The organism is Methylobacter marinus A45, assembly GCF_000383855.1.
Classification (GTDB): domain Bacteria; phylum Pseudomonadota; class Gammaproteobacteria; order Methylococcales; family Methylomonadaceae; genus Methylobacter; species Methylobacter marinus.
On record NZ_KB912877.1, the window covers coordinates 4,809,998 to 4,836,017 of the forward strand.

Annotated in this window: 22 protein-coding genes and 1 pseudogene; 11 read left to right on the plus strand and 12 right to left on the minus strand. The window is 53.1% G+C overall.

From position 1 onward, the window contains the following. The first annotated feature begins 194 nt into the window (after positions 1-194). The 5 genes from METMA_RS0122710 (at position 195) to METMA_RS28265 (ending at position 3,620) form a co-directional block, all read left to right on the plus strand. On the plus strand, positions 195-1,055 hold the full coding sequence (locus tag METMA_RS0122710) for a hypothetical protein (RefSeq protein WP_020161423.1): 861 nt from the start codon (positions 195-197) through the stop codon (positions 1,053-1,055). A gap of 229 nt (positions 1,056-1,284) precedes the next feature. Then, positions 1,285-1,668, plus strand: a complete 384-nt coding sequence (locus METMA_RS0122715; protein WP_020161424.1) for a DUF302 domain-containing protein — start codon at positions 1,285-1,287, stop codon at positions 1,666-1,668. Between the two features lie 123 nt (positions 1,669-1,791). After that, positions 1,792-2,082 carry a DUF1330 domain-containing protein gene (locus METMA_RS0122720; RefSeq protein ID WP_020161425.1) on the plus strand — a complete coding sequence of 97 codons (291 nt, stop codon included), beginning with the start codon at positions 1,792-1,794 and terminating at the stop codon, positions 2,080-2,082. A 140-nt stretch (positions 2,083-2,222) separates the two neighbouring features. Beyond that, complete coding sequence (locus METMA_RS0122725; RefSeq protein WP_020161426.1) at positions 2,223-2,969, plus strand: SAM-dependent methyltransferase; 747 nt, start codon at positions 2,223-2,225, stop codon at positions 2,967-2,969. Between the two features lie 228 nt (positions 2,970-3,197). After that, entirely contained in the window at positions 3,198-3,620 is a 423-nt protein-coding gene (locus METMA_RS28265; RefSeq protein WP_084254171.1) for a GFA family protein, read from the plus strand. 170 nt (positions 3,621-3,790) lie between these two features. Here METMA_RS28265 and METMA_RS0122735 read toward each other — a convergent pair whose 3' ends face one another. Then, on the minus strand, positions 3,791-4,585 hold the full coding sequence (locus METMA_RS0122735) for a class I SAM-dependent methyltransferase (RefSeq protein WP_027147553.1): 795 nt from the start codon (positions 4,583-4,585) through the stop codon (positions 3,791-3,793). Between the two features lie 176 nt (positions 4,586-4,761). Here METMA_RS0122735 and METMA_RS0122740 point away from each other — a divergent pair, with 176 nt between their 5' ends. Together METMA_RS0122740 and METMA_RS0122745 are read left to right on the plus strand one after the other, a co-directional pair. Then, complete coding sequence (locus tag METMA_RS0122740) at positions 4,762-5,649, plus strand: LysR family transcriptional regulator (protein WP_156830596.1); 888 nt, start codon at positions 4,762-4,764, stop codon at positions 5,647-5,649. Positions 5,650-6,115: 466 nt separating this feature from the next. Beyond that, positions 6,116-6,997, plus strand: a complete 882-nt coding sequence (locus METMA_RS0122745; protein ID WP_198014584.1) for a peptidoglycan-binding domain-containing protein — start codon at positions 6,116-6,118, stop codon at positions 6,995-6,997. A gap of 99 nt (positions 6,998-7,096) precedes the next feature. Here the strand turns inward: METMA_RS0122745 and tnpC are convergent, their stop codons facing one another. From tnpC to tnpA, 3 genes are all read right to left on the minus strand, one after another. Then, entirely contained in the window at positions 7,097-8,728 is a 1,632-nt protein-coding gene (gene tnpC, locus METMA_RS0122750) for an IS66 family transposase (protein WP_040591484.1), read from the minus strand. Positions 8,729-8,801: 73 nt separating this feature from the next. After that, complete coding sequence (gene tnpB, locus METMA_RS0122755; protein ID WP_020161431.1) at positions 8,802-9,164, minus strand: IS66 family insertion sequence element accessory protein TnpB; 363 nt, start codon at positions 9,162-9,164, stop codon at positions 8,802-8,804. Beyond that, positions 9,152-9,445, minus strand: coding sequence for an IS66 family insertion sequence element accessory protein TnpA (tnpA, locus tag METMA_RS0122760; protein ID WP_020161432.1), 294 nt, complete (start codon positions 9,443-9,445; stop codon positions 9,152-9,154). Before tnpA ends, tnpB begins: the two co-directional genes overlap by 13 nt. Positions 9,446-9,705: 260 nt before the next feature. Between tnpA and METMA_RS0122765 the strand changes: the two genes are divergently transcribed. Then, complete coding sequence (locus METMA_RS0122765) at positions 9,706-11,355, plus strand: CARDB domain-containing protein (RefSeq protein WP_020161433.1); 1,650 nt, start codon at positions 9,706-9,708, stop codon at positions 11,353-11,355. A 511-nt stretch (positions 11,356-11,866) separates the two neighbouring features. Here METMA_RS0122765 and METMA_RS28270 read toward each other — a convergent pair. The 3 genes and pseudogenes from METMA_RS28270 to METMA_RS0122775 form a co-directional block, all read right to left on the minus strand. Beyond that, positions 11,867-12,013, minus strand: a pseudogene (locus tag METMA_RS28270) (IS1 family transposase); the annotation flags it as partial. Between the two features lie 135 nt (positions 12,014-12,148). Next, a complete protein-coding gene (locus METMA_RS0122770; RefSeq protein ID WP_027147554.1) occupies positions 12,149-13,114 on the minus strand; it encodes a FecR family protein in 966 nt (321 codons plus the stop codon). 23 nt (positions 13,115-13,137) lie between these two features. Beyond that, positions 13,138-13,650 carry an RNA polymerase sigma factor gene (locus tag METMA_RS0122775; protein ID WP_020161435.1) on the minus strand — a complete coding sequence of 171 codons (513 nt, stop codon included), beginning with the start codon at positions 13,648-13,650 and terminating at the stop codon, positions 13,138-13,140. 563 nt (positions 13,651-14,213) lie between these two features. Here METMA_RS0122775 and METMA_RS0122785 point away from each other — a divergent pair. After that, positions 14,214-16,631: a TonB-dependent siderophore receptor gene (locus METMA_RS0122785; RefSeq protein WP_198014586.1), complete on the plus strand. Its 2,418-nt coding sequence runs from the start codon at positions 14,214-14,216 to the stop codon at positions 16,629-16,631. A 5-nt stretch (positions 16,632-16,636) separates the two neighbouring features. Further along, entirely contained in the window at positions 16,637-17,827 is a 1,191-nt protein-coding gene (locus METMA_RS25435) for a PepSY-associated TM helix domain-containing protein (protein WP_020161438.1), read from the plus strand. 22 nt (positions 17,828-17,849) lie between these two features. Here the strand turns inward: METMA_RS25435 and METMA_RS28275 are convergent, their stop codons facing one another. The 5 genes from METMA_RS28275 to METMA_RS0122820 all read right to left on the minus strand — a co-directional run bounded on the left by METMA_RS28275 (position 17,850) and on the right by METMA_RS0122820 (position 23,863). Then, positions 17,850-18,107 (minus strand): REP-associated tyrosine transposase, encoded by a 258-nt coding sequence (locus tag METMA_RS28275; RefSeq protein WP_408605823.1) that lies wholly within the window; start codon positions 18,105-18,107, stop codon positions 17,850-17,852. Positions 18,108-18,398: 291 nt separating this feature from the next. After that, positions 18,399-19,550: an efflux RND transporter periplasmic adaptor subunit gene (locus METMA_RS0122800; protein WP_232216416.1), complete on the minus strand. Its 1,152-nt coding sequence runs from the start codon at positions 19,548-19,550 to the stop codon at positions 18,399-18,401. 191 nt (positions 19,551-19,741) lie between these two features. Beyond that, positions 19,742-21,196 (minus strand): efflux transporter outer membrane subunit, encoded by a 1,455-nt coding sequence (locus METMA_RS0122805; RefSeq protein ID WP_020161441.1) that lies wholly within the window; start codon positions 21,194-21,196, stop codon positions 19,742-19,744. Between the two features lies 1 nt (position 21,197). Continuing rightward, complete coding sequence (locus METMA_RS0122810) at positions 21,198-22,778, minus strand: DHA2 family efflux MFS transporter permease subunit (RefSeq protein ID WP_020161442.1); 1,581 nt, start codon at positions 22,776-22,778, stop codon at positions 21,198-21,200. A 179-nt stretch (positions 22,779-22,957) separates the two neighbouring features. After that, positions 22,958-23,863, minus strand: coding sequence for a hypothetical protein (locus METMA_RS0122820; protein ID WP_020161444.1), 906 nt, complete (start codon positions 23,861-23,863; stop codon positions 22,958-22,960). A 519-nt stretch (positions 23,864-24,382) separates the two neighbouring features. On the opposite strand from METMA_RS0122820, the gene norR reads away from it, so the two are divergent. Continuing rightward, positions 24,383-25,927, plus strand: a complete 1,545-nt coding sequence (norR, locus tag METMA_RS0122825) for a nitric oxide reductase transcriptional regulator NorR (RefSeq protein ID WP_020161445.1) — start codon at positions 24,383-24,385, stop codon at positions 25,925-25,927. The last annotated feature ends 93 nt before the right edge of the window (positions 25,928-26,020 follow it).

Here is a 26,020-nt window from a genome sequence, read left to right on the forward strand (position 1 = left end):
GTCAACGGCAAGCGGAAAGATACTGTAAAGCGGGGCGAAACGCCATCCTGAGTCGAGTTATCTCGATCTGTCTACCGTGAAAATTATGTATGTTATCCCGCTTAGAATCCACAATGTGTGCAGAAAAATTGTTTTGATGCTGTGGTCAGCAGGTAAGATATGCAGAACTAGAGAATCACTTGTTAGGACTTCATATGGACACAGGCACAGAATTTAATAAGGTATGGATCATTGAGTCTCTTCGTCCAGGGGACGTAGAAACAGGAAAGAGTCTGTATAACGATGTTTTGCTTCCCATTTCACAATCGAATCCTGACCTTCACGTTGGCATAGAATGCCCTGTTGATCGCGACACGTTCTTTGAAGCGCTGGAGCAAGTAAAGAGCGAATCTGAACGCGGGCTATTCCCAATACTCCACTTTGAGTGCCACGGTGGAAAGGAAGGATTGCAGTTAGGCAACGACCAAATTATTGAATGGCATGAGCTTCGAGATGCACTGATTAGAATTAGCATTGCGAGCAACCTCAATGTTGTCATCGTTGTAGCGGCTTGCAATGGGATTCATTTAATAAACGTATGTACTCAATTAGATCGAGCTCCTTTCTGGGCGGTGATCGGGCCTGAAGACGAAGTGATGGACCTAGAAGTGAAGCGCGATTTCGCAGCCTTCTATCGCAAATTTTTCGAATCCTTGAATGGCAATGATGCAATACTGGCGCTTAACAGGGGAGTGCAGGGACAAGATCGACCATATCATTTCCTATCCAGTATTGGGTTGTTCAAGCTTGCGTACATTGCTTACCACAGAACCAGCTGCCAGGGAAAGGGGAAGCAAGCGCGAATTGAGGATCTAGTAACGCAGGCGATGAAAGACCCAAAATGTAAAGCTTTAGGTGTAAGCGAGGTGCGTCGCCGTATCAAGGAGGGGTTGGCGCAGGAAGATCGCCATTTTCAGAATCAAAAAAAGCGATTCTTTCTTATGGATCTATATCCTGATAACGCAATTCGATTTCCTATCACTTATGACGATATCATCTCACCCCTGCCGTCCTAATCGGGTAACCGGGGGTAACTAGCCTCAGGACCGTAGGTGCGATTAGCGCAGCGTAATCGCACGCATGTTTTTATCGTCGCCAACACAGGTTAAATATGCCTCCAGTTATGCTAGCCGCACCGAACTACAATGTTTTCAGAAAAATTGTTTTGATGCTATGGTCCTGCATGTAAGATATACAGATAGAGAATTACTTGTTATGTGTCGACTACAAAGATGGAGGTAATTCATGTACTACATTGTTGAGACCGCCAAATCATTCGAACAGGCGTCGGTGGACCTTGATTCCGCTGTCAAACGGCACGGTTTCGGAGTAATGCATGTCCACGACTTGGGAACCACCCTTCGCAGTAAAGGCATTTCGTTTGATGAGCAGTGTAAGATTTTCGAGGTCTGCAATCCGGGGCAGGCTGCGAAGGTTCTGTCAACCGACATGCGCCTAAACATGGCGCTACCGTGTCGTATCTCTGTATTCACGGAAAAAGGTAAAACGAAGATCGGCCTGATCAAGCCGGCCGAAATGCTTTCGGCATTATCCCAGGATACCGCATTGGCGCAAGTTGCGAGAGAAGTTGAGGACAAAACCAAGCAAATGGTTGATGAGGCGAAATGAGGGTTCGCCTCATAATGAATAAGGTTAGGTGAGGCACGAAGTCGCGCAATGAAGGGCCGTAGGTGCGATTACGCGCGCTAATCGCACCTACGGCCCTTAGAGCGAAATACACAGGAGCTTCGAATGAAAGGATATTTGATCCTGGACCTTAAGGTCGAAAACTACGCCGAATTCAAGGTATACATCGAGAAAATACCTGCCTTCATCGAAAAGCACGGCGGCCGGTACATCGTCCAGGGCGTCGTTCCCGAAGTTATGGAGGGTGATTGGCAGCCGGAAAGGGTTGTGGTCCTCGAGTTTCCTTCGCCATCAGAAGCCAAAGAGTTTCTCAATGACCCAGAAGCTCAGCCGCTGTTCGCTATCCGACACAAGGCAACGGTTAGTAAACTTATACTGGCTGAAGGCTGCGTGTGAATGCAGTAGCCCCCGCACAACAAACGCAGTCACGGCGATGGCTTTTCCGTTGCGGCTTCGCCTCCACTGCAAAGCCACGCGTGCTGCGTGGCGTTAGGCCCTGACCGAATCTATTCACCCCCGTAAGGAGATTTTCCACAGTGGACATCCCACGAATATTCAACATCACTGAAAGTGCTCACCGCATCCACAACCCGATCACACCCGAAAAGCTCGCCACTCTCGGAGCGGCGCTGCGTCTGGAATCGGGGGCCAGAGTGCTCGACCTCGGCAGCGGTTCGGGGGAGATGCTATGCACCTGGGCACGCGATCACGGCATCATCGGCACCGGCATCGACATGAGCCAGTTGTTCACCGAGCAAGCGAAACTCCGTGCTGTAGAACTCGGTGTCGCCGATCAAGTCAAGTTCATCCATGGCGATGCTGCGGGCTACGTCTCTGACGAGAAGGTCGATTTGGCAGCCTGTGTTGGTGCCACTTGGATCGCTGGTGGAGTCGTCGGCACTATCGAGCTTCTGGCGCGGAGCCTGCGCAACGGAGGGATCATACTCATCGGCGAGCCCTACTGGCGGCAGTTACCGCCGACGGAAGATGTTGCCAAAGGGTGTCTTGCCAACTCAATCTCCGACTTTCTCATGCTTCCAGAACTTATCGCGTCTTTCGGCCACCTTGGCCATGACGTCGTTGAAATGGTTCTGGCTGACCAAGACGGCTGGGATAGATACGAGGCGGCCAAATGGCTCACCATGCGCCGATGGCTTGAAGCCAATCCCGACGACGAGCTCGCGAAAGATGTTCGAGCCAAACTGACCTCGGAACCCGAGCGCTACGCCGCTTACACGCGTGAATACCTGGGCTGGGGTGTGTTCGCGCTGATGCCGCGGTGATGCGTTGGCGCTCCTGGCGGATCGTCAACGGCTGTGCCGCGCAGCAGATGGTGGCTCCCGTCGCCATCGCGATCGATAAGCCGTAGGTGCGATTGCGCTTCGCTAATCGCACCTACGGCCTTGCAATCGGTTTGTTTGAGGCCGTCTCGTGAAAACCTTAACCAACGCATTAACCCGAGTTCGCTTCACTACGCGGGTTATGCTTTACGTTAGCAAAAGGAAAAAATAATGATAGGAAGTTGTTTGTGCGGTAGCGTTGAATTCGAGGTTGATGGGGATGAATTTAATATCTATCAATGTCACTGCTCATTGTGTAAAAAGCAAAGTGGTTCAAGTTCGAATTCAGCAACGATAGTCAAAAGTGATAATTTCAGATTCTTGAAGGCTTCTAATCACATAGGCTCATGGGTCAAAGAGACAGGTTTCAGGTCGGATTTCTGCAGGAAGTGTGGATCTACCGTGCCAAACCCGTTGAGAGGATTGGATTTGTACTGGATTCCAGTGGGTTTATTCCCCGTTGACCTCAAGGCAAAGGTTGTAGCTCACTTGTGTACGAGTTCAATTTCTAGCTGGCATCCAGTTTCGTCTGATATCAAGCAGTTCAAAGAAGTTCCAGAGTTCGCTTTGTTAATGCGAATGCTGCTCGAGTAGTAGTGCCATGGCTAACCTTATTCGTTAGGCATCAGTTATACTTGTGGGTTACGGAATAAAACAGGGTCAGATCCTGCAATATAGCAGTCAATAGCGTGCGTGCTTGCCAAAACCTGCCCTCTTCTTTCATTTTCCCGCGCCGGCATCGCCGGACACCGACGCGTCAACACTCAGGGTTTTTCCGCTTCAAACAATATGGCTTGCATCGGATAGCGCGTGGGATTCGAGCCATATTCTCTTATCAGCACCTTCGTCAGCGCCTCGGTTATCTCCTCGGGATCGACGCCGCCGCGTGCTTTTATCTCCGCGATAATCGGAGTGTAAACCAGCGCCCGCGCGAAGGCTTCCACATCCAGAATGTCGTGTTCCTTGCGATGGACTGAGACCACAATCCGATCAAAGCCGGTACGAATCAGCTTTTCCTTGATCGGGTCGATTTGATGGCAGGCAACGGTATCGAACAGGAACCGGGGCGTGTTCGACGGATAGAATTGCTTCAGTACCTCAAAAGTCAAGCTGGCGTATGGGTTATAGTGTTCCGAATCCCAGACACGGAACAAGTACCGCCCGCCGCGCTTCAAGGTCCGGTACGCCTCGCGAAATCCCGCCTCTTTATCGAAGAACATGACCCCAAACTGGCAGACCACCGTATCGAACTCCTTGTCATCGAACGGCAGCGCCGTGGCGTCGGCGACTTGAAACGTGACCTGCTCGTGGGGATGAAATTTTTTGCGAGCGGCCTCCATCATGGAATCACTGATATCGATCGCGGTCAGTCGCGCGTCTTTGGGAAGCACATCTCGCAAGTGACGGGTAACGATTCCCGTGCCCGCGGCAATTTCGAGTACGTCGCGGACTGACCGTTCTGCGACGCGTTTCGCGGTATCGGCCCCATAATGATCGAAAAGTACAGGTCCGAGATCCTGATCGTAAGGGGTGACGACATCGCCTTCATAATCTGCCATAAATAACTCTCTAAAATACGTAATATAAGGACAAAAACGAACTCCATCGCCCATTTCAGAGAATGGCAAGCGCCAGCTCCGTTATGGCGAATAAAGATCGGCCCAATTCTACTTGGCTGGCGGTAATGAAGTAAATGCATATACAATGCAGAATTTGGCATACATTGGTTGCAAATATGCATGACTTGAACTGGGATGATCTGCGCTATTTCATCGAAGTCGTCCGTTCCAGCAATGTCTCTGAAGCTGGAAAACGGTTGCATGTAAACCCATCGACCGTGAGCCGCCGGATTGCCAGTCTGGAATTGCAACTTGGCAAGACACTGTTTGACCGGACGACAAAAGGCTGGGTGATTACGCCCACCGGCGAAAAGATTGTCGAGTTTGCCGAAGAAATGGCTGACAGCGTCAATGCCGTTCAGCGAAAAGTCGAGTTCGATTCCAAGGAAGTTTCGGGCCTGGTCAGGCTTGCCGTTTCGGATGTTTGCGTCAAGCGTTTTGTGCTGCCGGCGATCCGCGATTTTAAACAGGCGCACCCGGACGTCGACATCGAATTGATCGCCGTTGAAGAAGAATTGAACTTGGCCGCGCACGACGTGGATATCGCGATTCGCGCCACCAATACGCCGCCGCCCAATTTAGTCGGAAAACACATTGGCACGATGGCTTTCCATGTGTACGGGCACGAGGACCTGCTTCAAAACATGAATCCCAACAAGCCGCCCTGCATTACCTGGGTGGGTGACGGCGTCACCCTGCCATATTGGATCAAGAAAAACTTTCCCAAGCTCAAACGGATCTATCGCACCAATTCCGCCGTGGTGATGTTCGAAATGTGTAAAGCCGGCCTGGGTCTGGCCTTACTTCCATGCCCTTTGGGCGATGAGGCGGATGAACTGGTACGCATGCCGGTCGAATATATTGAACCGGGCCTTGATATTTGGGTACTCAGCCATGTCGATTTGCGAACGACCGCCAGAGTCCGTCTCTTTCGTGACCGCCTGGTCGAATACTTGATCAAAGACCTGGATTTACTGGAAGGCCGCAAGCCCAGGCTTGTTTAGAGGCCGGGTTCCGGCTTCCGCTGCGAGAAGCCGCTTACCCCTGTGTTCGCAAAATGTTGACGCATCAGTATTTTTTGATTGACTTTAAGACACATGGTGATTTACTTTCTGAGACTCTTCTAAATCTAATTCGCGCTAAAAAGAGCCGGTACAATAAAAAGAGTCCGAATTGGAGTTGCGGCAAGTTCGCATCATCATGGTAAGATCCAGTCCAATCGGGGGCGCGTCGAGCGAGGACTACCCTAATATTATCTGGCAGTGTAAAGAGATCCCATACTAGAGCTGCTTTCAAGATTAAAGCCGCAACCGTTGCACACATGCCAGTGAGAGAGCAAGGTTCTCAAGAACATTAATGACGACCGGCTTAGCAGGCTAACAGAGGGAGGCTATAGTAACTATGGTACTTACTGAGAAACAATATATCAGCTGGGTGCAGCGGTCATTAAACCGGTTACTGGGTACGGCAATGAAAATCGACGGCATACCCACACCAGGCTATCGTGAATATGTGCAGGAGTTTCAATTCGCTTATGCCAGTCCGCAGACCGGCCACATGGATTCGGGCGATCAGAACAAGATGATCAAAGCCAATCATCTGACGCCGGAATATGTCGTTTGGCTCCAAGAGAGTCTCAACACGACCGGCGCGGGAATGGGCTTAACACCGGATGGAATATTTGGCTCAAATACCAGAACCGCGGTTCTGTCTTTCCAATCCTATCAGGGATTGATCGACGACGGTTGGGTCGGGGCCAAGACGGAAACCGAGTTGATTAAGGAAGTAGGGATAAAACCGCCGGGCGAGATCACCGGCGTTCTTCCCAAACCGCCAGTTCCCAAACCGAAGCCGAAGCCCGTAAACCCGCACGATCCCCTGACACCAGAACAGCGTTACGACCGCGTCATCAACTCGGTCTATTATGAGGCGCTCTACCAGCCGTCCACCTATCCAAACAAAGAGCAGCGCAAACGGTTGCTGTGTTTCCTCAACAAATTGAAGAAAAAAAGCGGCATTGATGACGACTACATTCCAGCGGACCGAGTGACGCGATATGTGCGCTCATCCGGCTACGGCTACAATGACGGCGTTCTTCCCGACAGAATTACCAGCAGCGCCAAAGACCACATCAAATCGATGATCAAGTGGCTTCCCTATGAAGACCGGAACGACCGGGAGAAGCTGCGCACGATCATTTTAAACATTTATTACGCAATCGAATCCGGGCTCACACGAATCAGTTCCGAGTACAACGTTTGGGGCGACGCCAGTAACAGCGCGAAAGCACTCAACAATTGGGGCATGAAGAAGCAGAACAATAAGAACAGCATCCTTTCCTGCTTTAAATGACACGCCGGAAATCAAAGGGGCAAATCAAGGAGCTCAGATTAAGAGGTATCCTCACGAAATTACGCCTTTTCTGTAAGCATCCAGTCCCACCACCTGGCATTATTGCTGCTTTAGCGTTTCAATGAACTCCGGTGCCAGGGGCAATAATTCGTCAATGCGACTGTTCGGCCAGACCGGCAGCTTTGCCAGCGTCTCTTTCAGCCAGGCAGCCGGATCGAGGCCATTGAGCCGGGCGGTGCCGAGCAAGGTCTGAATGGCGGCCGCACGGCGGCCGGCACGCTCGGAGCCAGCGAACAACCAATTCTTCTTACCCAGGGCGATAGGCCGGATGCTGTTCTCCACCGGGTTATTATCGATCGGCAGGTCACCGGTTTCGGCATAGCGGACCAGTGCCGGCCAGCGCTTCAGGGCGTAGTCGATGGCTTTGGCGGCGCCGGTATTGGGCGCCGTGCGAAGACGGGTTTGGTGCAGCCAGTCATGCAAGGCCTCAAGCACAGGCTGGCTTCGATCCGCGCGCAGTTGCTTTCGGGCTTCGCTGTCCAGGCCCCGGCCTGCCGCCTCAACGGCATACAGCAGGCCGATACGCTCCAGGGCGGCCAGCGCCATAGGGCTGCCATTGGCCTTATGCAGGTCGAAGAACTTGCGACGGACATGCGCCCAACAGCCCAGTTCGATACAGGCCGTCTGGCTGTCGCCGGCGAACAGGGCTTTATAGCCGCCATAGTCATCGACCAGCAGATGGCCTTGCCAGGCGCCCAGGAACTGCCGCGCATGCGCACCGCTGCGTCCCGGCTGATAATCGAAGACGATGATGTGCGGCCCCGGCGCCAGGTCGTTGCTGCGATAAGCCCACAGATACGCCTTGCGGGTCTTGCCCTGACCGGGGTCCAGTTGCGCCACCGGCGTCTCATCGGCATGCAGGCTGTTGCCTTGCAGCAGATGCCAGGTCAACCGGTCGACCAGCGGCTGCAGCGCCACGCCCACGCGGCCGACCCAGTCGGCCAAGGTCGAGCGGGACAGGCTGACCTGGTCACGGGCGGCGATCTGCTCCAGNCGGTACAGCGGCAGGTGGTCGGCGTATTTGCCGATCAGCACCCAGGCCANCAGGCCGACGNCCGCCAGGCCGCCGTCGATCACGGCCGGCGGGATCGGCGCCGCCGTCACGGTCTCGCAAGCGCGGCAGGCGTATTGGGGACGGATGTGGCGATGCACGAAGAATTTGGCAGGCTCGACGTCGAGTTGTTCGGTGACATCCTCGCCGATCTTGACCAGCGCCTGGCCGCACTGCCCGCACGTGCAGCGGTCCGGTTCGTGGCGGTGCTCGATGCGCGGCAGATGCGCCGGCAACGGCTGGCGGCCGGCACGCGGCCGTTTGGGCTTGGCCACGGTCGTGCCGGGCGNGGNATCGGCGAGNTGCNCGATTTCGGCTTCGATGGCGGACAGGTCAGTGTTCCAGGNTTCCTCGAACACATCGCGTTGNAACGGCGCCAGGGCCTCGCTTTTGACGCCGTAGCGGATCCGCCGGATATGCGCCAGCTCCAGGGTCAGGGCCTGGATCTTGAAGTCCTTTTGCTCGATCTCGGCGTTCTTGGCTTGCAGTTCGGCATCCTTGGCTTGCAGCTGCGCGACAGACTGATTGGCCTGCTCGAGCAGCGCCTGCACGACGGCCGCCACCTGCGTTTTGGCGGCGGGGTCGAGGTTCAATTGATCGAGTTCGGCGAGCGGATTCATGGCCGACATTATACCCTGAAAAACCGCTGCATGCCTTGTTTTTACTGGGTTTCAGGTCATTTTACCCGGCCTTTCAGACCTGCCAATCGGCCGGCGGCAAAACCGACAACCGCTGCCAGTCCACGCCGGCGATCAGCCACTGCCATTGCGCCTGACTGATCGAGAAACAGCGGTCGCCATCCCGGGGCCAGATGAAATGGCCGCGATGCAGCCGCCGCTGGCACAACCAGACGCCGTTACCGTCCCACAGCAGCAGTTTCAGGCGATTGCCCGCCCGGTTGCGGAACACGAACGCCGAGCCCGCGCACGGCGCCTGCTCCAACGCCTGCTCCAACGCCTGCTGCACGATGGCCGACAGGCCGTCAATGCCCCGGCGCAGATCCACCGGCTCGACGGCCAGCCAAATCTGTGGCGGGGCTTCGATCAAGCCAGGCATCGCAGCAGCTCCGCCAGCCAGACGGCTGAAATGGTCGGCGGCAGTTCCAGGCGATGGCCTTGGCCGCACTGCAACACCAGACATTCGGCATGCGCTGTTGCGCTTTGAACCTGGACCGGGATCAAGGTCGGCGGAGACATCCGCTCGCGCTTTCGGTAATCCGATAGTCGGGCGGCAAACGTATGGGTATCCAGGCCGTGCTGCCGGCAATACGCCGACTGCTTTAAACCGCTACGGTGCCAGGCTTCGATATGATCGAGCCACTGTTTTGATAAGGCCATTGCTCATCCTCGTTAAAAAATAATAAGGATGACTGTTTTGGCGGCGTTAGCACAGGTGGAACGACTGGACGCTTACCCTTTTCTAAAGATTTAGCAGGATAGTTCTGCTCCGGGACAAGCATTCTTCGCCTTGAGCCAAACTTTGCGACAAATCCAGCCAATTGATGTCATATATATCACAAGGTCTTCCTATGCGTTAGGAGAGTCAAGGCGATTGTTGCTGGCTCATACCCTATCCTCTGCTGTAAGGAGAAACAAAAATGTATACCAAGAACATACTATTTCGACATACTTTTTTGGTTTCTCATGGCATTTTAATGCCGGTTTTTTTGGCATCGTGCACGCCTTGTGTGACCTATACCGATATGTGTGATTTGATCGGCGGTATCCCGGATGCCGAGGCGATGTCTTCAAACCGGAGCGTCATACTTGAAGATCCAGGGACGATTATCGCCTACCATGGATCGGCCTGCGCAGAATCCACCAAATCTGGAACAGAGGATGTGTTAAAGATTGAAGAGAGTCTTGAGATTCCGCCATACGCCGCGGATGCCACTGTATTTCTTAACGGCTGGCGCATGAATTACCTTAGCAGCGATCATCATGTGGCAGGGCTTGGAACCATGATCAGCCATATCCGGCTGGAAAACAAAACCCTGAAATGGCAGGCGGCAGGCGTGCTTTCGGACGACAATTTTGATGATGCTTACCGATGGTGTTACCACTATACCGTCGTCGCCTGGAACCCTTCCAATCTCGATCTGGTTGTCGATCATAAAGACGGGAACTGTGATTCCCGAAACCCTGCTGAGACGAACTTCTTCATAACCGATAACGCAGACACGAAAACCGCACTTTCTGCTTTTCCCAGCTTCATCTTCAACCCCAATTTCGCATCCGGCAAAACGGTTGCCATACTCCCGCGCGGATTCGGCTTCAAGTGGAGCGCCGACTGCGAAACGGACCACCACCTGCTTCAGGTCGGGGTCAATCTGGATCATAGCGAAATCTTTGTCGAGAACGGAAAAAAATATAAGAAAGGCATTGAAGATCTGACCCCGGTACCGGTTCCCCAACCGCCCCCGGCAAGCACCATGAACCAGGTCGATTCCGGCTTTGCAAGCTGGGATACCTATGCCATGTTCAAGGACAACGATGCGAGAAGAGATTACGGATTTGGCGAGATGGTGTCCGGGCTCGGCGGAAAAGATGTTGGCGTGATCCAACCCCCTTATTCAATCCTGCCGCGCGAGGATACTGGCATCTTCGGGGGATGCCTTGGTGCCCCGCCGCCGGCAGGCGTAAAAACAGAGCAAGTCGTCGTTGATAACGTTCCCTTCGAATACGCGATTCCCATGCTCACGGGATGGGAGTTGTATTATCCTTGTGACGATGAGCATGTAACCGATCTGGGAGCATGGCTGGACGAGATCCATTACGACAAGCCCCCGAACACCCCCACAGGAACATTGAAATACACGTTATCATCCATACTGAAAGACAAGAACAGTGATCCCATACATGATTATTCTCACAAGGTCACCATCTTGGGTTTTAAGCCAGTTACTTCCGCTCTGGCGCCGGATTTGGTGCCTTTCAGTCCTCTCGGTACAGACCCTTTGGCCTTTTGCAGAATGGAGCAGTCGGGAACGCTGCTGAGAGTTTCAGTCAGGAATCAGGGCAATGGGAATGCAGCCGCTTCAAGGACAACAGTCGCCTTTAATACTGGCTCCGTTACCGTTGATACGCCGCCCATTCCAGCGGGCGGATCGACTGACCTTCTGGTCAACGTGCCAGCAAACTGCTTTAGCCCTGATTGCTCTTTCAGAATTACAGTTGACTCCGATAATCAGGTCAACGAATTTAATAATGAAGGAAACAATAGCGTAAACGGTGGCTGCTTAGGCTGATACCGTACGGAATAAACAGCAGGAGTAAATACCGTGCTGTAATATTTCATCGGCATTGTTAATTAAGGAACGCGCATAAAATTACTTCCTCAAGTGCGCGGATGAATTTCCGGTGTAGGTGCGAATTCATTCGCACTGTGCGGATAATTCCGCACCTACAATTCCCTGATTTATTTCATGCCCATTACTAAGTATCTGATGTTACGCAGCCAGTAGAAGTTAGATTGATTTAATAAAGTGTCGCTATCGCGACGGTTTTATTTAATCGGGTTTATCGCACCCGAAGGCGAGTTACTTTCTTTTGCGCGGCCAAAAGAAAGTAACCAAAGAAAAGGCCGCCCGGTTGCCGCTTTCATCCTGTGCTCCTCGCTTTCGCCGAGGGTTGCCAAAAGGGACTCCTGTCCCTTTGGCAACGCGCTTCATCCCTGAAGCGCCCCTTCGGGCTATTCTCGGCGAAAGCTGCGGTGCTCGGCGCGGCAAACGGGATGAAACCACCCGTGCGTGCGTAACATCAGTTAAGTATGGTATTTAACTCACCGTTCCATTTAAGCATCAAAAGCATAACGGAACATTTGAGCATAACTTTGCTTTTGCTGTATCACTTTGATTTTCGACGTAGCCGAGCAAGAAAATGCCTGAATAAACTGTTATAGCCTTGTATGCTCGCGCCACCCGCAAAACCAGGTGCCTGGGAAAAGCCCTTTGCGTTCGTCGTAATCCGCCCCCCGGTTTCCTGGTCGCCTTTTAGTTCACCCAAACATCGTAAACAAGTGATGGTTCAACACCGCCCCGTTTATTTTCTCCGTGTTCGCCGCAACTGAATTTGCTGGCCGTCCCGCTTGGCCTGGAGAGGCAGAATATCCTCAAGGGCATGCAGAAATAAATCAATATCATCCGAATTAAAAATCCCGCTGAGCGTCTCTTCCGCGAGTTTGGGATCGGCGAAAATAAATCGGACCGGATGATAACGTTCCAATTCAAGCGCAACTTCACGCAATGGCGTGCGTTTAAAGACCAATCGCCCATGCAGCCAGGCGGTCAGTTGATCGGCTTCCTCAGCTTGCAGCCGGCCTAAACCGGTCGCCTCTGTATAACGACTCTCGTCGCCTGCGCTAAGATGTACATCGACCACATCTTGATCGTTATTCAATTCCACTTCGCCTTCCAATACCGAAACGGTCGCGCCTTGCGGTTGTTTTAGGACATTAAAGCGGGTACCAACATCGCGAATATGCAAATCGCCTACCTGTACGGTAAATGGACGCAGACGGTCGTGACTAACTTCAAACAGCGCCTCGCCCTGTGTCAACACAACGCTACGCTGCAATAAAGAGATTCTGACCGAAACCAGGGTATCGGTATTCAAGTCGATATGAGAATTATCCGTCAAATCGATGCGCCGGCGCTCGCCCATGCGGGTCGCATAGCTAACGGTTTCGGCGCTATATTCTAGCCATGCGCCGCCGAGCAAGGCAGTCGTCACAATAAAAAAAGCCAGTGATGTCAATACGGATGCCGATTTTCGTGGTTTTGCCGAGCGAGCTTCAGCCAATCCGGACACCGGCATAAACTTGATATCATCCATATTGGCCCAGATTCTTTCGGCTTCCACGTAAGCCGCCTGGTGGCTTTCGTCTTTTGCCAGCCAGGCTTCAAAGCGAAGCCTGGCTTCCGCGGGACATTTTTCTGCCTGCAAGCGCACAAACCATTCGATAGCCTGTTTCAATTGCCTTTCATTGTATGAAGAAGATGAACTCATCAGGGATTTTTACAAACCGTTTGTCAGAATTTTTCCATGTATTCGTGGCAATGCAGCATGGCTTTGACTAAACGCCTTTGCACCGTTTTTTCAGAGATCCCCATTTTCAAGGCAATGTCGGCATAGCTTAATTCGTCGATTTTGCGTAGCAAGAACACATCCCGGTATTTTCTCGGCATTGAGTGGATGGCATCCAACAATAGCTCGCATTGTTGACGCAACGCCGTTACTTCATCCGGAAGATGCCTTGGGCAAACCAAGGTTTCATCGAGAGCAATCCCGCTGTTTCTCGGGTGCTGCTGCCATTTCAGATAATTGATGGCCAGTCGGTCGGCCACACGGAACAGTAAGCCGATTAGGTTTTCGTCATGCTTCACCGCATTATCGCGCAGCAAGCGCAGGTATGTTTCCTGGCATAAATCCTGGGCCGTTTCAGGGCAGCGAACCCTGTTTACCAGGAATTGGGACAGAGACTTACGATGGTCTTGAAACAGTTGGCAAATCTGATCGTTGGTGAGCGGCGGCAGGATTGACATAACTCAGGTCTTCAGAAAATTGTTTTACTCAGCTGCGAAGCTGTATCGCAAAAGCTTCGAATGGTTCCGCTTAAGTCAAGCAATTTTTGCACCACAAGCTTGGGTTCGGCTGCCATTACGGAACGTTTTATTGTTTAGCATTGACGATCAGGATGCCAGGACAAATTGATTTTATTGACAAAATACTAAAGCATGAAGTGATGCGCGAGACTATTTTTGATACTCGTAAGGCGGCAAAGCCCAAGAGGACAATCGCGTTTGCGCCAGCAGAATCTTGAGACTGACTCGGTATAACTATGTCATATGACATAGTTATACGTTAAATAACACAGTTTAATAAACAGCTGGCAGGAGTAATGCCCTCATTGCGACTAAGGATTAGGTCGTCAACAATATCCCTGTTTACATAGGATGCGTTCTGCCCATATATGGACATCCTATGCATTGCGCAACATCAGAAAATAATTTCAAAAAATGACCAGTTCGACGGCTTTGCTTTGTTATTAAAGTTAAGACGACTAAAAACGTTGAATCTTGACTCAAACCAAAACAGGGAAAATAACATGGTTAAAAGCTTACCGACTATCGCTACCAGCAATGCCGGGCGTATTGAGCACAGACTTGAAATCTGTAAATTAATCCGGCATGGCGTCCTGATCGCTCCGCTGCTGATGAGAAATGCTTATGCCGACGACGAAACTCATATCTTTGACCTGCCCGCGCAACCTCTATCCACAACGCTGAACAATCTGGCCGAATCGACCCACACCCAGCTGCTTTATGCCGACTCAACAGTGAAAGGTTTAACCGCAGCCCCGGTGAAGGGCAGATACACGGCTCGGCAAGCGCTCGCTATTGCACTGGGCGAGAGCGGCCTTGACTACAAAGTGGTGGATAACTCGGTGATTACAGTTGCCGGCAGACCTGAAGCCGAATCAGTCACCACGTTGAAAGCGATGACAGTGGTTGGCAAGATGGAAGATGATCCGAATGATCCTTATAACAAAGACTACACAGTCACTAACAGCTCTACTGCCACTAAAACCGATACGCCGATTATGGAAACGCCGGTGTCGATTGAAGTAGTAACCCAAGAAGTTCTAAAAAATCAGCAGGCGTTTAGAATTGAGGATGCTGTAAAAAATGTTAGTGGTGTTCAAAAGAAGGCTTTCGGTGGTTCTGATAATTTCATCATACGTGGTTTTGATTCAGGGCGTCTGCTATTTCGTAATGGCACCAGAATTCCTTTGTTAAACCTGGACTTTGCCAATATACAACAGATTGAGGTTTTAAAAGGCCCTGCCAGTATTCTGTTTGGCCGAATAGAGCCTGGCGGGATGGTTAATGCGGTTACAAAACGCCCTCAAGAGGATGCATATTATTCATTAGAACAACGCTTTGGTTCATATGATTTATATCGGACTGAGGCGAATGCTACCGGTGCCATTACAGATGATAAATCATTGTTGTATCGTGTCGATTTATCTTATCTCGATACCAATTCCTTTCGTGACAATCTTTTTGATGAACGTATTTTCGTCGCCCCCAGCTTGACCTGGAAACCCACGGAAAGCACCGAATTTAATCTTTCCTATGAATATCTCGATGAAGATCGACCTTTTGACTCCGGGCATCCGGCAATTGACAAGAATTTAGGTCAGTTACCGATCAATCGACAATTTGATCAACCTGGGCTTTTCGATAATTATCAGAATCATTTGGTGGATCTTAACTGGAGCCATAAATTCAACGACCAATGGCAACTGCGTAATGGTGTGACTGCGATGTTTCTCGATGAAGATTGGCAAGAAACCTATTCCAGCGCATTATTAACTGATAATAGAAGTTTAGTACGGCGTTCATGGTTTGGTAACCGAAACCGTGACCTACAAACGGTACATCTAGATTTAAACGGCAAATTTGATACATTTGGCATAAAGCATAATATATTGGTCGGTGGAGACTATTTTTCCGAACATATCGAGCAATCGGTTACCGATGTTAGTTTAGATACCATTGATATTTTCAATCCGGTTTTTCCAAATTTAGATCTCAATCAATTGAGGAATGCTCCAAGAAATGTCAATTTCTTAAGCGAGAACTCCTGGTACGGTATTTATTTCCAAGATCAGATAACGATATGGGATAAATTACATATTTTAGGTGGTGGACGTTATGACATCACTACATCAGGTACCGGTTTTTCAGCTAACTCATTGGATGAAGCGAATGCTAGTTTCAGCGACATCGAAATCAACAAATTCAACCCAAGAGTCGGTATTTTATATCAACCCTGGCAATGGCTCTCGGTTTATGGCAATTATATTGAATCCATTGGCTCGCCGAATAATGGGCGTACGCGAAGTGGCACACCTTTTGCTCCGGAATCTGCCGAACAGTATGAAGCCGGTTTTAAAACGGAATTGTTTGATGGCCGTTTGACTTCGACGGTCGCATTTTTTCATCTAACTAAAACCAATGTTCTTACGCCTGATCCTAATGATCCACAATTCAGCATTGCGATCGGAGAAACCAGAAGTCAAGGCATAGAAGTCGATATTTCAGGACAAATAACCGATGAATTGAATCTGATCGGCACGTATGCCTGGACCGATACCAAAATCACCCAAGACAATCGTGGCGATCAAGGTAACCGCCTACCGTTTGCGCCATTGCATTCAGGTAGTCTGTGGCTGAAATACGATCCACAGCAAGCATTTTTGAGAGGTTTCAGTTTTGGCGCCGGCGTGTTCGCCGCCGATAAACGTTACGGTGACAATGCGAACAGCTTTTCCGATGCCGCCTATGCGCGTGTCGATGTGATGGCGGCCTATAAATTTAATATCGGACCGACGCGTCTCACCACCCAAGTAAATATTAATAATGTAACCGACACTGAATATTTTACGTTGCGCCAAAGAAGTCAAAACATACCGGCAGAGCCGTTGACTGTACTGGGTTCGATACGGTTGGAGTATTAACGGTGATGTCAAAATCGTCATACCAGCTTACTGCAGGTGTTAAAACCCGCCGGAAGCTGTGGCTTAAAGTCCACCTTTATTTAGGATTGATCGTTGGCGTGCTGTTTGTATTACAAGGGCTTACCGGCAGCATCAATGTATTTTACAGAGAGCTTGATGAAATAATTTATCCTGAATTGAAGATTAGCAATCCTGGGCAGCAATTTCGATCATGGGAAGAATTGCTATCGATTGTAAAGGAAGCCTATCCCGGGCGTGAAGGCGCATGGATTTTACGTTTACCTCGGTATCCGACTGCAACGCTGAATGCATGGAATACCGATCCGATGAGTAAACGGCGGCTGATGGTCTATGTTAATCCGTATACCGGGGAGATTGTATCAAGCCGTAACTTTGGCGAAACATTCGGCACTTGGTTCTATGTTCTGCATTCCAACTTATTACTCGGTAGTACAGGACATTTCATTATTCTGGCTTCAGGAATTCTTTTTATTATATCTCTTGGGAGTGGTCTATATCTGTGGTGGCCCAAAGGTAAAAAAATAAAACAGGCATTTTCAATAAAATTGAATGCGGGTTTCGCTCGATTAATCTTCGATATTCATCGGGCTTTTGGTATCTACAGTTTTGTGGTCTTATTCGTACTGGCTTTCAGTGGGGTCTCCCTGGCTTTTGATTTAAAACCGATTGTCAGTGTGTTCTCATCTGTAAGAAACGGGGCACCTCATGGGCATGGGATAGACGTTAAGTCCACAAAAATCAATGGCAAACGGGCTATCTCCATTTCTGAAGCGGTGGAAATTGCCAATCAAGTTTTTCCAGATGCGGTATTAAGAAGGATCACGACGCCCGATAATGAAGATGGGGTTTATATCATCAGAAAATATCAAGCTGAAGAGGCTAATTATGCGTGGCCTTCTACCGTAATTTGGATTGATCAATACAGTGGAAAGGTTCTTGCTTATTTGAACCCTTATGAGTATACAGCGGGTGAAACTTTTTTAAATGTATTGTTCCCGCTGCATTCTGGTGAGGCCTTGGGATTATTAGGTCGTGCAGTGGTTTTTGTTAGCGGCTTTGTTCCCTTTATTCTCTTTATAAGCGGTATTTTTCATTGGTTGCATATTCGGAATTATCGTCGGCGGTTAGTAGTGTTTAAAAAATATAAAAATTCAAAGCCAGGTAGGATGCGGTAAGGCACGAACCGCATCGATCGAGTTATTCCCCAGCCATTGCCGGAAATAACTCGACCGCATCACTCCAATTTTCAGGATAAATCCCATGCGCGACATAGCTGTGAAAGCTGGAATAAGGCCATTCTTTAACGCATTTTACGTATCCATGCTTCACCGGATTCCAATGGATGTAATCGACGTGCTGTCGATAATCCGTTTCGTCACGGATAAAGCGCTCCCAAAACCGCCTTTGCCATAAGCCTCTTTCTCCCCGTTTTTTCCGGCTTCGGGAAATTCTCACCCTTTTTCGATGTGGGGGGAAAAATAAGCCTTGATTAAGGATTCGGTAATCAATAACTGTCTTATTATTTTAAACGGCGCCTGTGGGAGCGATGCCCTCATCGCGACTAAAGGCGCCGCAAGTCGCGATGAGGGCATCGCTCCCACAGGAGATCATAAAAAATGACATCGGGATGTTATTTTTAGCCCGTAGGTGCGATTAGCGCAGCGTAATCGCACCTACGGTCCTCTCGTGCCCCGATTGCCGGTCCAGACGCAATCCTGCCGCCCTGCCCGCATGCCTTACAAAGGCCTACTTGTTTCCGGCCTGATGAAATAATGCACTGTTTTCGGCAATGATCCGCTCTATCCGCGCTTCCACGCCGTCCAGTTCGTTGTCGTAAATGCTGGTCCGGTAAGCGTCGCCGTCGGCGCGGGCCGAAGACGTCAGCAGCGGCTCGCCCGCTTCGCTGATGTTGATGCGCGTCAGCGTGGACAGCCCCGGCTGCAGGGGATTGTCCTGCAAATCCTTGGGATCAAGGCCGATGCGCACCGGCACGCGTTCGGCGATGTGGATGAAGTTGCCGGTCGCGTTGTCGGTGGGCAGCAGTGCGAAGGTACTGCCGGTGCCGGGATTCAGGCCCTCGACCGTGCCATGATAGACCAACTCGCTGCCGTAGGCATCGACCCTGATCTCGGCCGATTGCCCCGGACGGATTCCGGCAATCTGGGTTTCCAGAAAATTGGCCTCGATCCACAGATCGTCCAGCGGCACGATCGCCAGCAGCGTGGCGCCGGCCTTGACGTTATCGCCGACCTGGGCGCGGCGCTTGGCGACATAGCCCGATACCGGCGCAACCACGTTACGGCGATGGTAATCCAGAAAAGCGCGCCGCACACGGCTCTTGGCTTTTTCAACGGCCGGATGATGGTCGATCGCCACACCTTTCACCTGCGCCTCGACGCCGGCCTTTTCAGCACGGGTTTCCTGGATCGCGGCTTCCAGTTCGCGGATCTTGTCCCGCGTGTTCTGTACCTGCTGGTCAGAAACCGCGCCGTCCCGCGCGGCCACGATAAAGCGCTTGAGATCGTGCCGCACCTGTGTCAACGCCGCCTGCCTGGCGACAATACGCTGGCTCAGCGTGTCGATTTTCGCGGTCTGGGTGACGATGTCGCGCACGATCTGGCCCAGTTCCGCCTCCGCCTGTTGCAGGGCGATTTGGGCGATGTTGCCGTCGAGCCGGACCAGTACGTCGCCTTTTTTCACATGTTGGGTATTTTCGGCCAGAATCTCGACGACCGTCCCCTCGGTCTGGGCTTTCAGCGTGACCAGATGGCCGATAACGAAAGCGTCATCGGTAGCCACCCAGTTCCGGTTGGCGTACCAGTGATAGCCGAAATAGCCTAGGCTAGCCAGCAATATGATCAACGTAACCTGCTTCAGCCGGCGGTTACGCTTGCGCATGATTTCTTTGGGTCGAATAGTATTGTTCCGCATATCTGAATTTTAACGAGCCTTACGCCGGGTCAGCCACCGTCGGGTTCCCTGATGGCGAGGACGGACGCCCTTCAGTATGAACAAGGTGGTCAGCTTCAGCCGGCGATTCCGTCGGCGCATGATTTCTTTTGAATGACTATGATTTTGCATATCGGGTTTTAATGAGACTTGCCATCGACATAGCCGCCGCCCAGGGCCTTGATGACATGGACGGCCGCCTTGAAATGCTCGCCTTCCAGCACGGCCAGCCGGAAGCGCTGCTCGAATTCGGCGGCGCCCGCTTCCAGCAACTCGCTGCGGTCATTGAGACCCGTACGATTCAGCGTTTGCGCGAGTCGGCTGGTTTCGGCGATGGCCTCCACGGCCTGGCGCTGTTCGGCCAGGCGCGTGTCGATATCGCGCCAGCGGGTCAGGGAATCGGCCACTTCCTGGACCGCGTGCAGCAGGCTGCCGTTGTAACGTTCCACGGCGGCGTCATAGGCCGCTTCCTGGTAACTCAGATTGGCGCGCAGCCGGCCGCCCTCGAAAATCGGAAAATCGATCGAGGGACCGACCGCATAAGCCAGGCTGGAGCCCTGCAGCAATACGTCCGTCAGACTGACGCTGTGCAGACCGGCGAAACCGATCAGGTTGACGTCCGGGTAAAAGGCGGTTTCGGCGACCTTGATGTCCTGGGCCGCGGCCTCCGCATGCAGTCGCGCGGCCGTGACGTCCGGCCGGTGCGCCAGCAGGCGCAACGGCAAATCACGGGGCAGCGCCAACGGTTTGGGTAAAACCCCGCGTTCGGCCACAATGTCCCGCCCCCAGTCAGGTCCCTTGCCGGCCAGCGTGGCCAGCAGGTTCTTTTGCAGATCGACCTCGGCGCGAACGGCGGCTTCGATCTCGCGCGCCGCGCTCAGCAGCGTCTGCGCATACAGCAACGGCGCCGTGGAAACGAGGCCCGTATCCAGACGTACCTGCTCCAGTTTCAGCAGATTTTCACGATAAGCCACGACCTCCCTGGCAATACGCTGTTTTTCGCTGGCGGCCGCCAGATCGAAATAGCCGCGCGCGACCGCCACGGACAGCAACAGCCTGGCGTCGGCCAATTCGGCCTGGGCGGCCAGCGCCTCGCCGACGGCCGCTTCCAGGGCCGCCTTGTCCCGCCCCCAGAAGTCGATGTGATAGCGCAATACAAATGGGTTGATCACCAGTTTCCGGAAGTGTTCGCCGGCGAGCTTGGCCTCGGTGCTGTTGGCCGAGAAGCGCTGCGCGCTGAAGCTGACATTGGCGTCGACCGTCGGATAAAGTTCGGCCGCCTGGGCATCGACCATGGACTGGGATTGCCGCAGGCGCGCCGCCGCGGCCTTGAAATCCGGGTTGTCGGCCACGGCCGTCTCGATCAGACGATTCAGTTCCGCGCTGCCGAAAACCCGCCACCAGGTCTGTTCAGGCCACTGGCCGTCGGTCGTCAGCGCGTCATGCGCCGCCGACAGGGTCCGCTCCATGGACGGCAGGCTGATCATCTCGGCGCGCCGTGTTTCTTCCCCAAACCAGGCGCAGCCGGGCAGCATAGATAAAAAGACAGTAAACAGCATGCCGCGGCTTGCAGCGCGGCGCGGAAAAATAAACATATTACGGTTCCTCGGCGAGTAGTTCCTGAGCCCTGCGCCGCAGGGCCTGTTCCGGCGTGCGTTTGACAGGGCGCCTGGTCGGATAGGCAAACCAGACCAGAATCGCCAGGCCGACAAAAATGCAGCCGGCGATCCAATAGGCATCGTTGACGGCACGAATGGCCGAATCGCGGGCCGCCAGTTTCGCGAACTTGATCAGGGCCGTGGACTCGGTGAACCCGGCCTCGACCAGAATATTCAGCGACTGGTCATAACGCGGGTCAAAGACGGTATGCGTCTCAGCGAAGCGGGTCATGTGGAAGGGCGCCCGGCGGTAGAAAATAATGCCCTGCAGCGTAATACCGATGGCGCCGGCCGCGATGCGCATGAGGCTGGCCAGTTCCACGGCCCGCCACTGGCGTTCCGGCGGCAGCCCGTGCAGCAGCAGCGCCGTCAGCGGCACGAAAAAACTGCCCAGGCAGACACCTTCCAGCAGTTTGGGCCAGAACAGCTGGTCATACGCATCGTGCACATCGAAGCGGCTCAGCCAGAAATAAGTCGCGGCAAAGCCCAGCAGATTAAAAAAGGCCAGCAGGCGGGCATCGAAGCGTTTGACGATTTCATGGAATACCCCGGCTACGGGTTTCGCAAAAATCGCCATCGGCAAAAATACCAGTCCCGCCAGCCAGGAGGAATAGCCCAGCGACAGTTGAAGCTGTATGATCAACAGCGATAACAGCCCCTGAAAACACAGAAAGCCGGTAAACATGATCAAGACGCCGATCGTGAAATTCCGATGCGCGAATAAAGTCAGATCGACAAAAGGATGCTTGGTGTTCAATTCCCAGGTGACCCAGTACATCAAGGCAATGACGATGATGGCGATCAAGCCGGTCAGATAAGCTGAATTAAGCCAGTCCCAATCGTTGCCCTGATTCAGCAGGGTCTGAAAGCCGCCCAGAACAACCACCAGCAGCACAAAACCGACCATGTCGAAACGGCGCTGTATCGCCTGATAACCACGCTGGTACAACAGCGCCCCGACTATGCCGGCGATCGCCAGCGCAATCGGAATATTGAATATAAACAGCCAGCGCCAGCCCAGGTTGTCGGCGATCCAGCCGCCGATCGGCGGACCGAAGGTGAAAGGCGTCAGCGTGAACAGGCTCCAGACCCCGATACCCAGGGATTTGCGCTTGTCGGGATATTCCTTCAGGATCATGGATTGCCCCAGGGGCAGCGTCAGCCCGCCGGAAAACCCGAGCAGGATACGGCCGGCCAGATAGCTGTACAGCGACGTGGCGTAGGCGCAGATCATCGAGGCCAGCGCAAACACGACGAAGGCCGCCACAAACGGCCGGTACTCGCCGACGCGCCGCGCCAGCCAGCCGCCCACCGGAAAGGCCAGAGCCAGCCCGATCATGTAATCGGTCTGGGTCCAGGTCGCGAAACTGGGCGGAATGCCCAGGCCGCCGGCCACGCGGGGCAGCATGGCGATATAGGCGCCGGCATTGAAAATGACGATAGCGTGCCCGACCCCCATGCAGAAGTTGAACAGGATAAAACGCCAGCCTCGCAGCCGTTTACTGAAGATGATCGCCATGAATCCCCGGTTTCTCCGTCTGTACAAGCGCACCGCCCTTCAAGTCGAGGGGCTGAAGATCCTCGGCATTGTTTCCGGCGGTGCTTAAGTATTGTATCGACAGATATCGATTCGATACAACAACTATGTCCTCATGGTTTTTACAGTTCTGCTTCATAAGCGTTGTATCAGGCTTTGCTTCAGTCGTCATAAGGCCGTTCATTCTCCAGATCGACTTGAGCCAAACGCGCCTGCGTCAGGCCTATTTCGCTGAAGCCTTGATCGATAAGCCGCGCGCCGGTTTCGGCGATCAAGCCCTTGAACGCTTTGCCTTCACGACTCAGCAAGGTTTGCGCGGAATCCTCGGCCGAGAACATTTTCTTGTCGGTTCTTGCGATTACACGCCCGCTTTTTGGATCGACCAGTTTGATCAAAACCTGCAGCGAGGTCTGCCCGGCAAAAATTTTGTAGGTTCCGATGCCGATCTCCAGCACGGCATCGGCTGATGCCACGCCGCTATAATCGACCGGCGATGTATTTTGCCTGTACCATTGCTGGATGGCCGCTTGCCAGTGACCGAGATAGGCGTTCCGATCGCCCGCCGCCATGGGCAGGCGATAATAGTCCTTGCTGGGAGTGGCGTTGATGCCGCCCGCATTCAGTTGCGAAGCCGCTTCCCGTGCCAGTTCCAGGGTCGGCGTCCAGTGCTCCTGTAAGGTTGCCGCGGCTTCCAGGCCCGCGCCGTGTCCCCGCGGCAATGTTGCGGCCGTTACAACGTCGCCGCCGCCGATCAAACCCGCGATCAATATACCGCCCGGGTTGCTGTAGATTTTTTCCTCCAGGAATGCCGGCAACACCATATTGTTAAAATGCCCGTACACCGGCATGCGGGTTTCGATCAGATCGGGCGTCACCTCGAGCGGCGGCGATTCCACCGGCACGACAACCACCGTGCGTATGTGATCGAGCTCGGCAACTGGCGGCTTTATTGTCGCCGCCATGCAGCCGCTTAATATGACCAGCAACATCGACAGCATGATAAAGACGCTGCCGGGGCTGTTAGCCAATACTTTTTCTGCGGTTTTGTTCACCAATTTAGAAGCCATTGTTCTTCTCCAGGCAGGATTGAGGAATTCTCTGTTCGAGAAACATTAGACATAATGCACACGGTAAAAAGCCGGTGAAGATGATTCCACAGGTATTGCAATATATATGCCATTTTATAAGTTATTGAATTTGTTGTATTGTTTTTATATTTAGATTGCAATGCTGTCATAATGACAGCAAAATTTTCAAAAAAGCGGTGTTGCCAGCCTGATTAGCCAGGGCGCCGAATGCCGCGGGATCTGCATTGCATACCCTTCAGGCGGGGCGGGGTTTGCCCCCGTCCTTAACAATCCTTCGAGATTTGCGTCCAATGGCGGGAGGCGCTTACTCAATTTCAATCGTTTCGGACGGAGCGGCATGCCCCGCCCGACTGAAGACGGCTTTGCACAACGCACGCAGTGTATATACTACGAAGGAAACAGGAGGAAGAGCGCGTAAACACCGGTTAAATAAAACTGGACATGACGATGTCTTATTGACACACTCAGTATCAAATTGACTACAAGCAACCTGAACAAATGACTCAATCCCTGGAATTTGAAACCATGGAAGAGGCGATTCGCGCGGTCGTGCTGAGCCTGACCGCGAACCTTTCCATGAAGGACCGTTACAGCGAATTCCTGAACATCTTCGCCAGAATCACCGGCAATCATGCCTGTGCCTTGCTGCGCTATCAGGACGGGGTGCTGATTCCGGTCGCCACCTTCGGCCTACTGCCGGAAGTCCAGGAACAGGCATTCCGGCCGGAACAGCATCCGCGCCTGGCCGCCATTATCCAGTCGCGCACCCCGGTCCGGTTCCCCGCCGACGATAACCGGCCCGATCCTTACGATACGATGCTGGCCAATGATCCCGGCGGCCAACTGGGCGTGCATGCCTGCGTCGGCTGCAGCCTTTATAACGAGAACACGCTGTTCGGCGTATTGTCGGCGGATGCCATGGAACCCGGCGCCTTCGATCATATCGATGACCAGGTGTTCCAGACTTTCGCTGCCCTCGCCACCGTGTCGCTGCGCTACGAAACCTATATCAGCACGCTGGAACGCCTGGCGAAACACCGGCAACTGGTGACCAGCGAACTGGTCAACGAGACCTTGCAGCGCAGCAACCAGGCCCTCGGCGAAAGCCCGGCCATGCAGAAGCTGAACCGCGAAATCGACATTGTCGCCGGAGCCGACCTGACTGTCCTGCTGATGGGGGAAACCGGCGTCGGCAAGGAAGTGGTGGCGCGCGTCATCCATGCCCGCTCGCCGAGAGCCGGCCAGCCCCTGGTTTATGTCAACTGCGCGGCGCTGCCCGAAGCGCTGGCCGAGAGCGAGCTGTTCGGGCATGTACGCGGCGCCTTCAGCGGCGCTAATGGCGATCGCGCCGGCAAGTTCGAACTCGCCAACGGCGGCACGCTGTTTCTGGATGAAGTCGGGGAACTGCCGCTTGCGATCCAGGCCAAGTTGCTGCGCGCGGTCCAGTTCGGGGAAATCCAGCGCCTGGGATCGGACAAAAGTCACCGCGCCGACGTCAGAATCATTGCCGCGACCAACCGGCATCTCGCCGGGGAAGTCAGGGACGGCCGGTTCCGGGCCGACCTTTACCACCGGCTCAGCGTGTACCCGCTGCATGTACCGCCGTTGCGCGAGCGGATCGACGATATCGCGATACTGGCCGGCTATTTCCTGACCCAGGCCCGGGCGCGCCTTGGCCTCGATCAGGTTCGCATGGCGCCGGCGGCCATCGAACGGCTCAGGACCTATCCGTGGCCCGGCAACGTCCGCGAACTGGAGCATGTCATCCTGCGGGCCGTCCTGCGCGCCTCGTCGATCCAGGGACGCTCGGTGATGCTTGAACCTTGCGACCTCGATATCACAGCCAGCAACGAAAAACCGATGAACGAGACAGTCAATAAAACCGCCGAGCTATCACTCACCCAGGCGGTCGATCACTTCCAGAGAGAACGCATTCTCGCCACCCTGGCCGAAGCCGGTCAAAACTGGTCGGAAGCGGCGCGCCGCCTGGGCCTGGACCGCGGCAACCTGCACCGTCTCGCCAGGCGGCTGGGGATAAAATAATTTATTGTGAATATTTGCCCGTGCCGTAGGGTACGCACTGCGGACCTGTTAAAATCTGCCAGCGCATCACGGCTTTTTAAAAAGGTACGCACT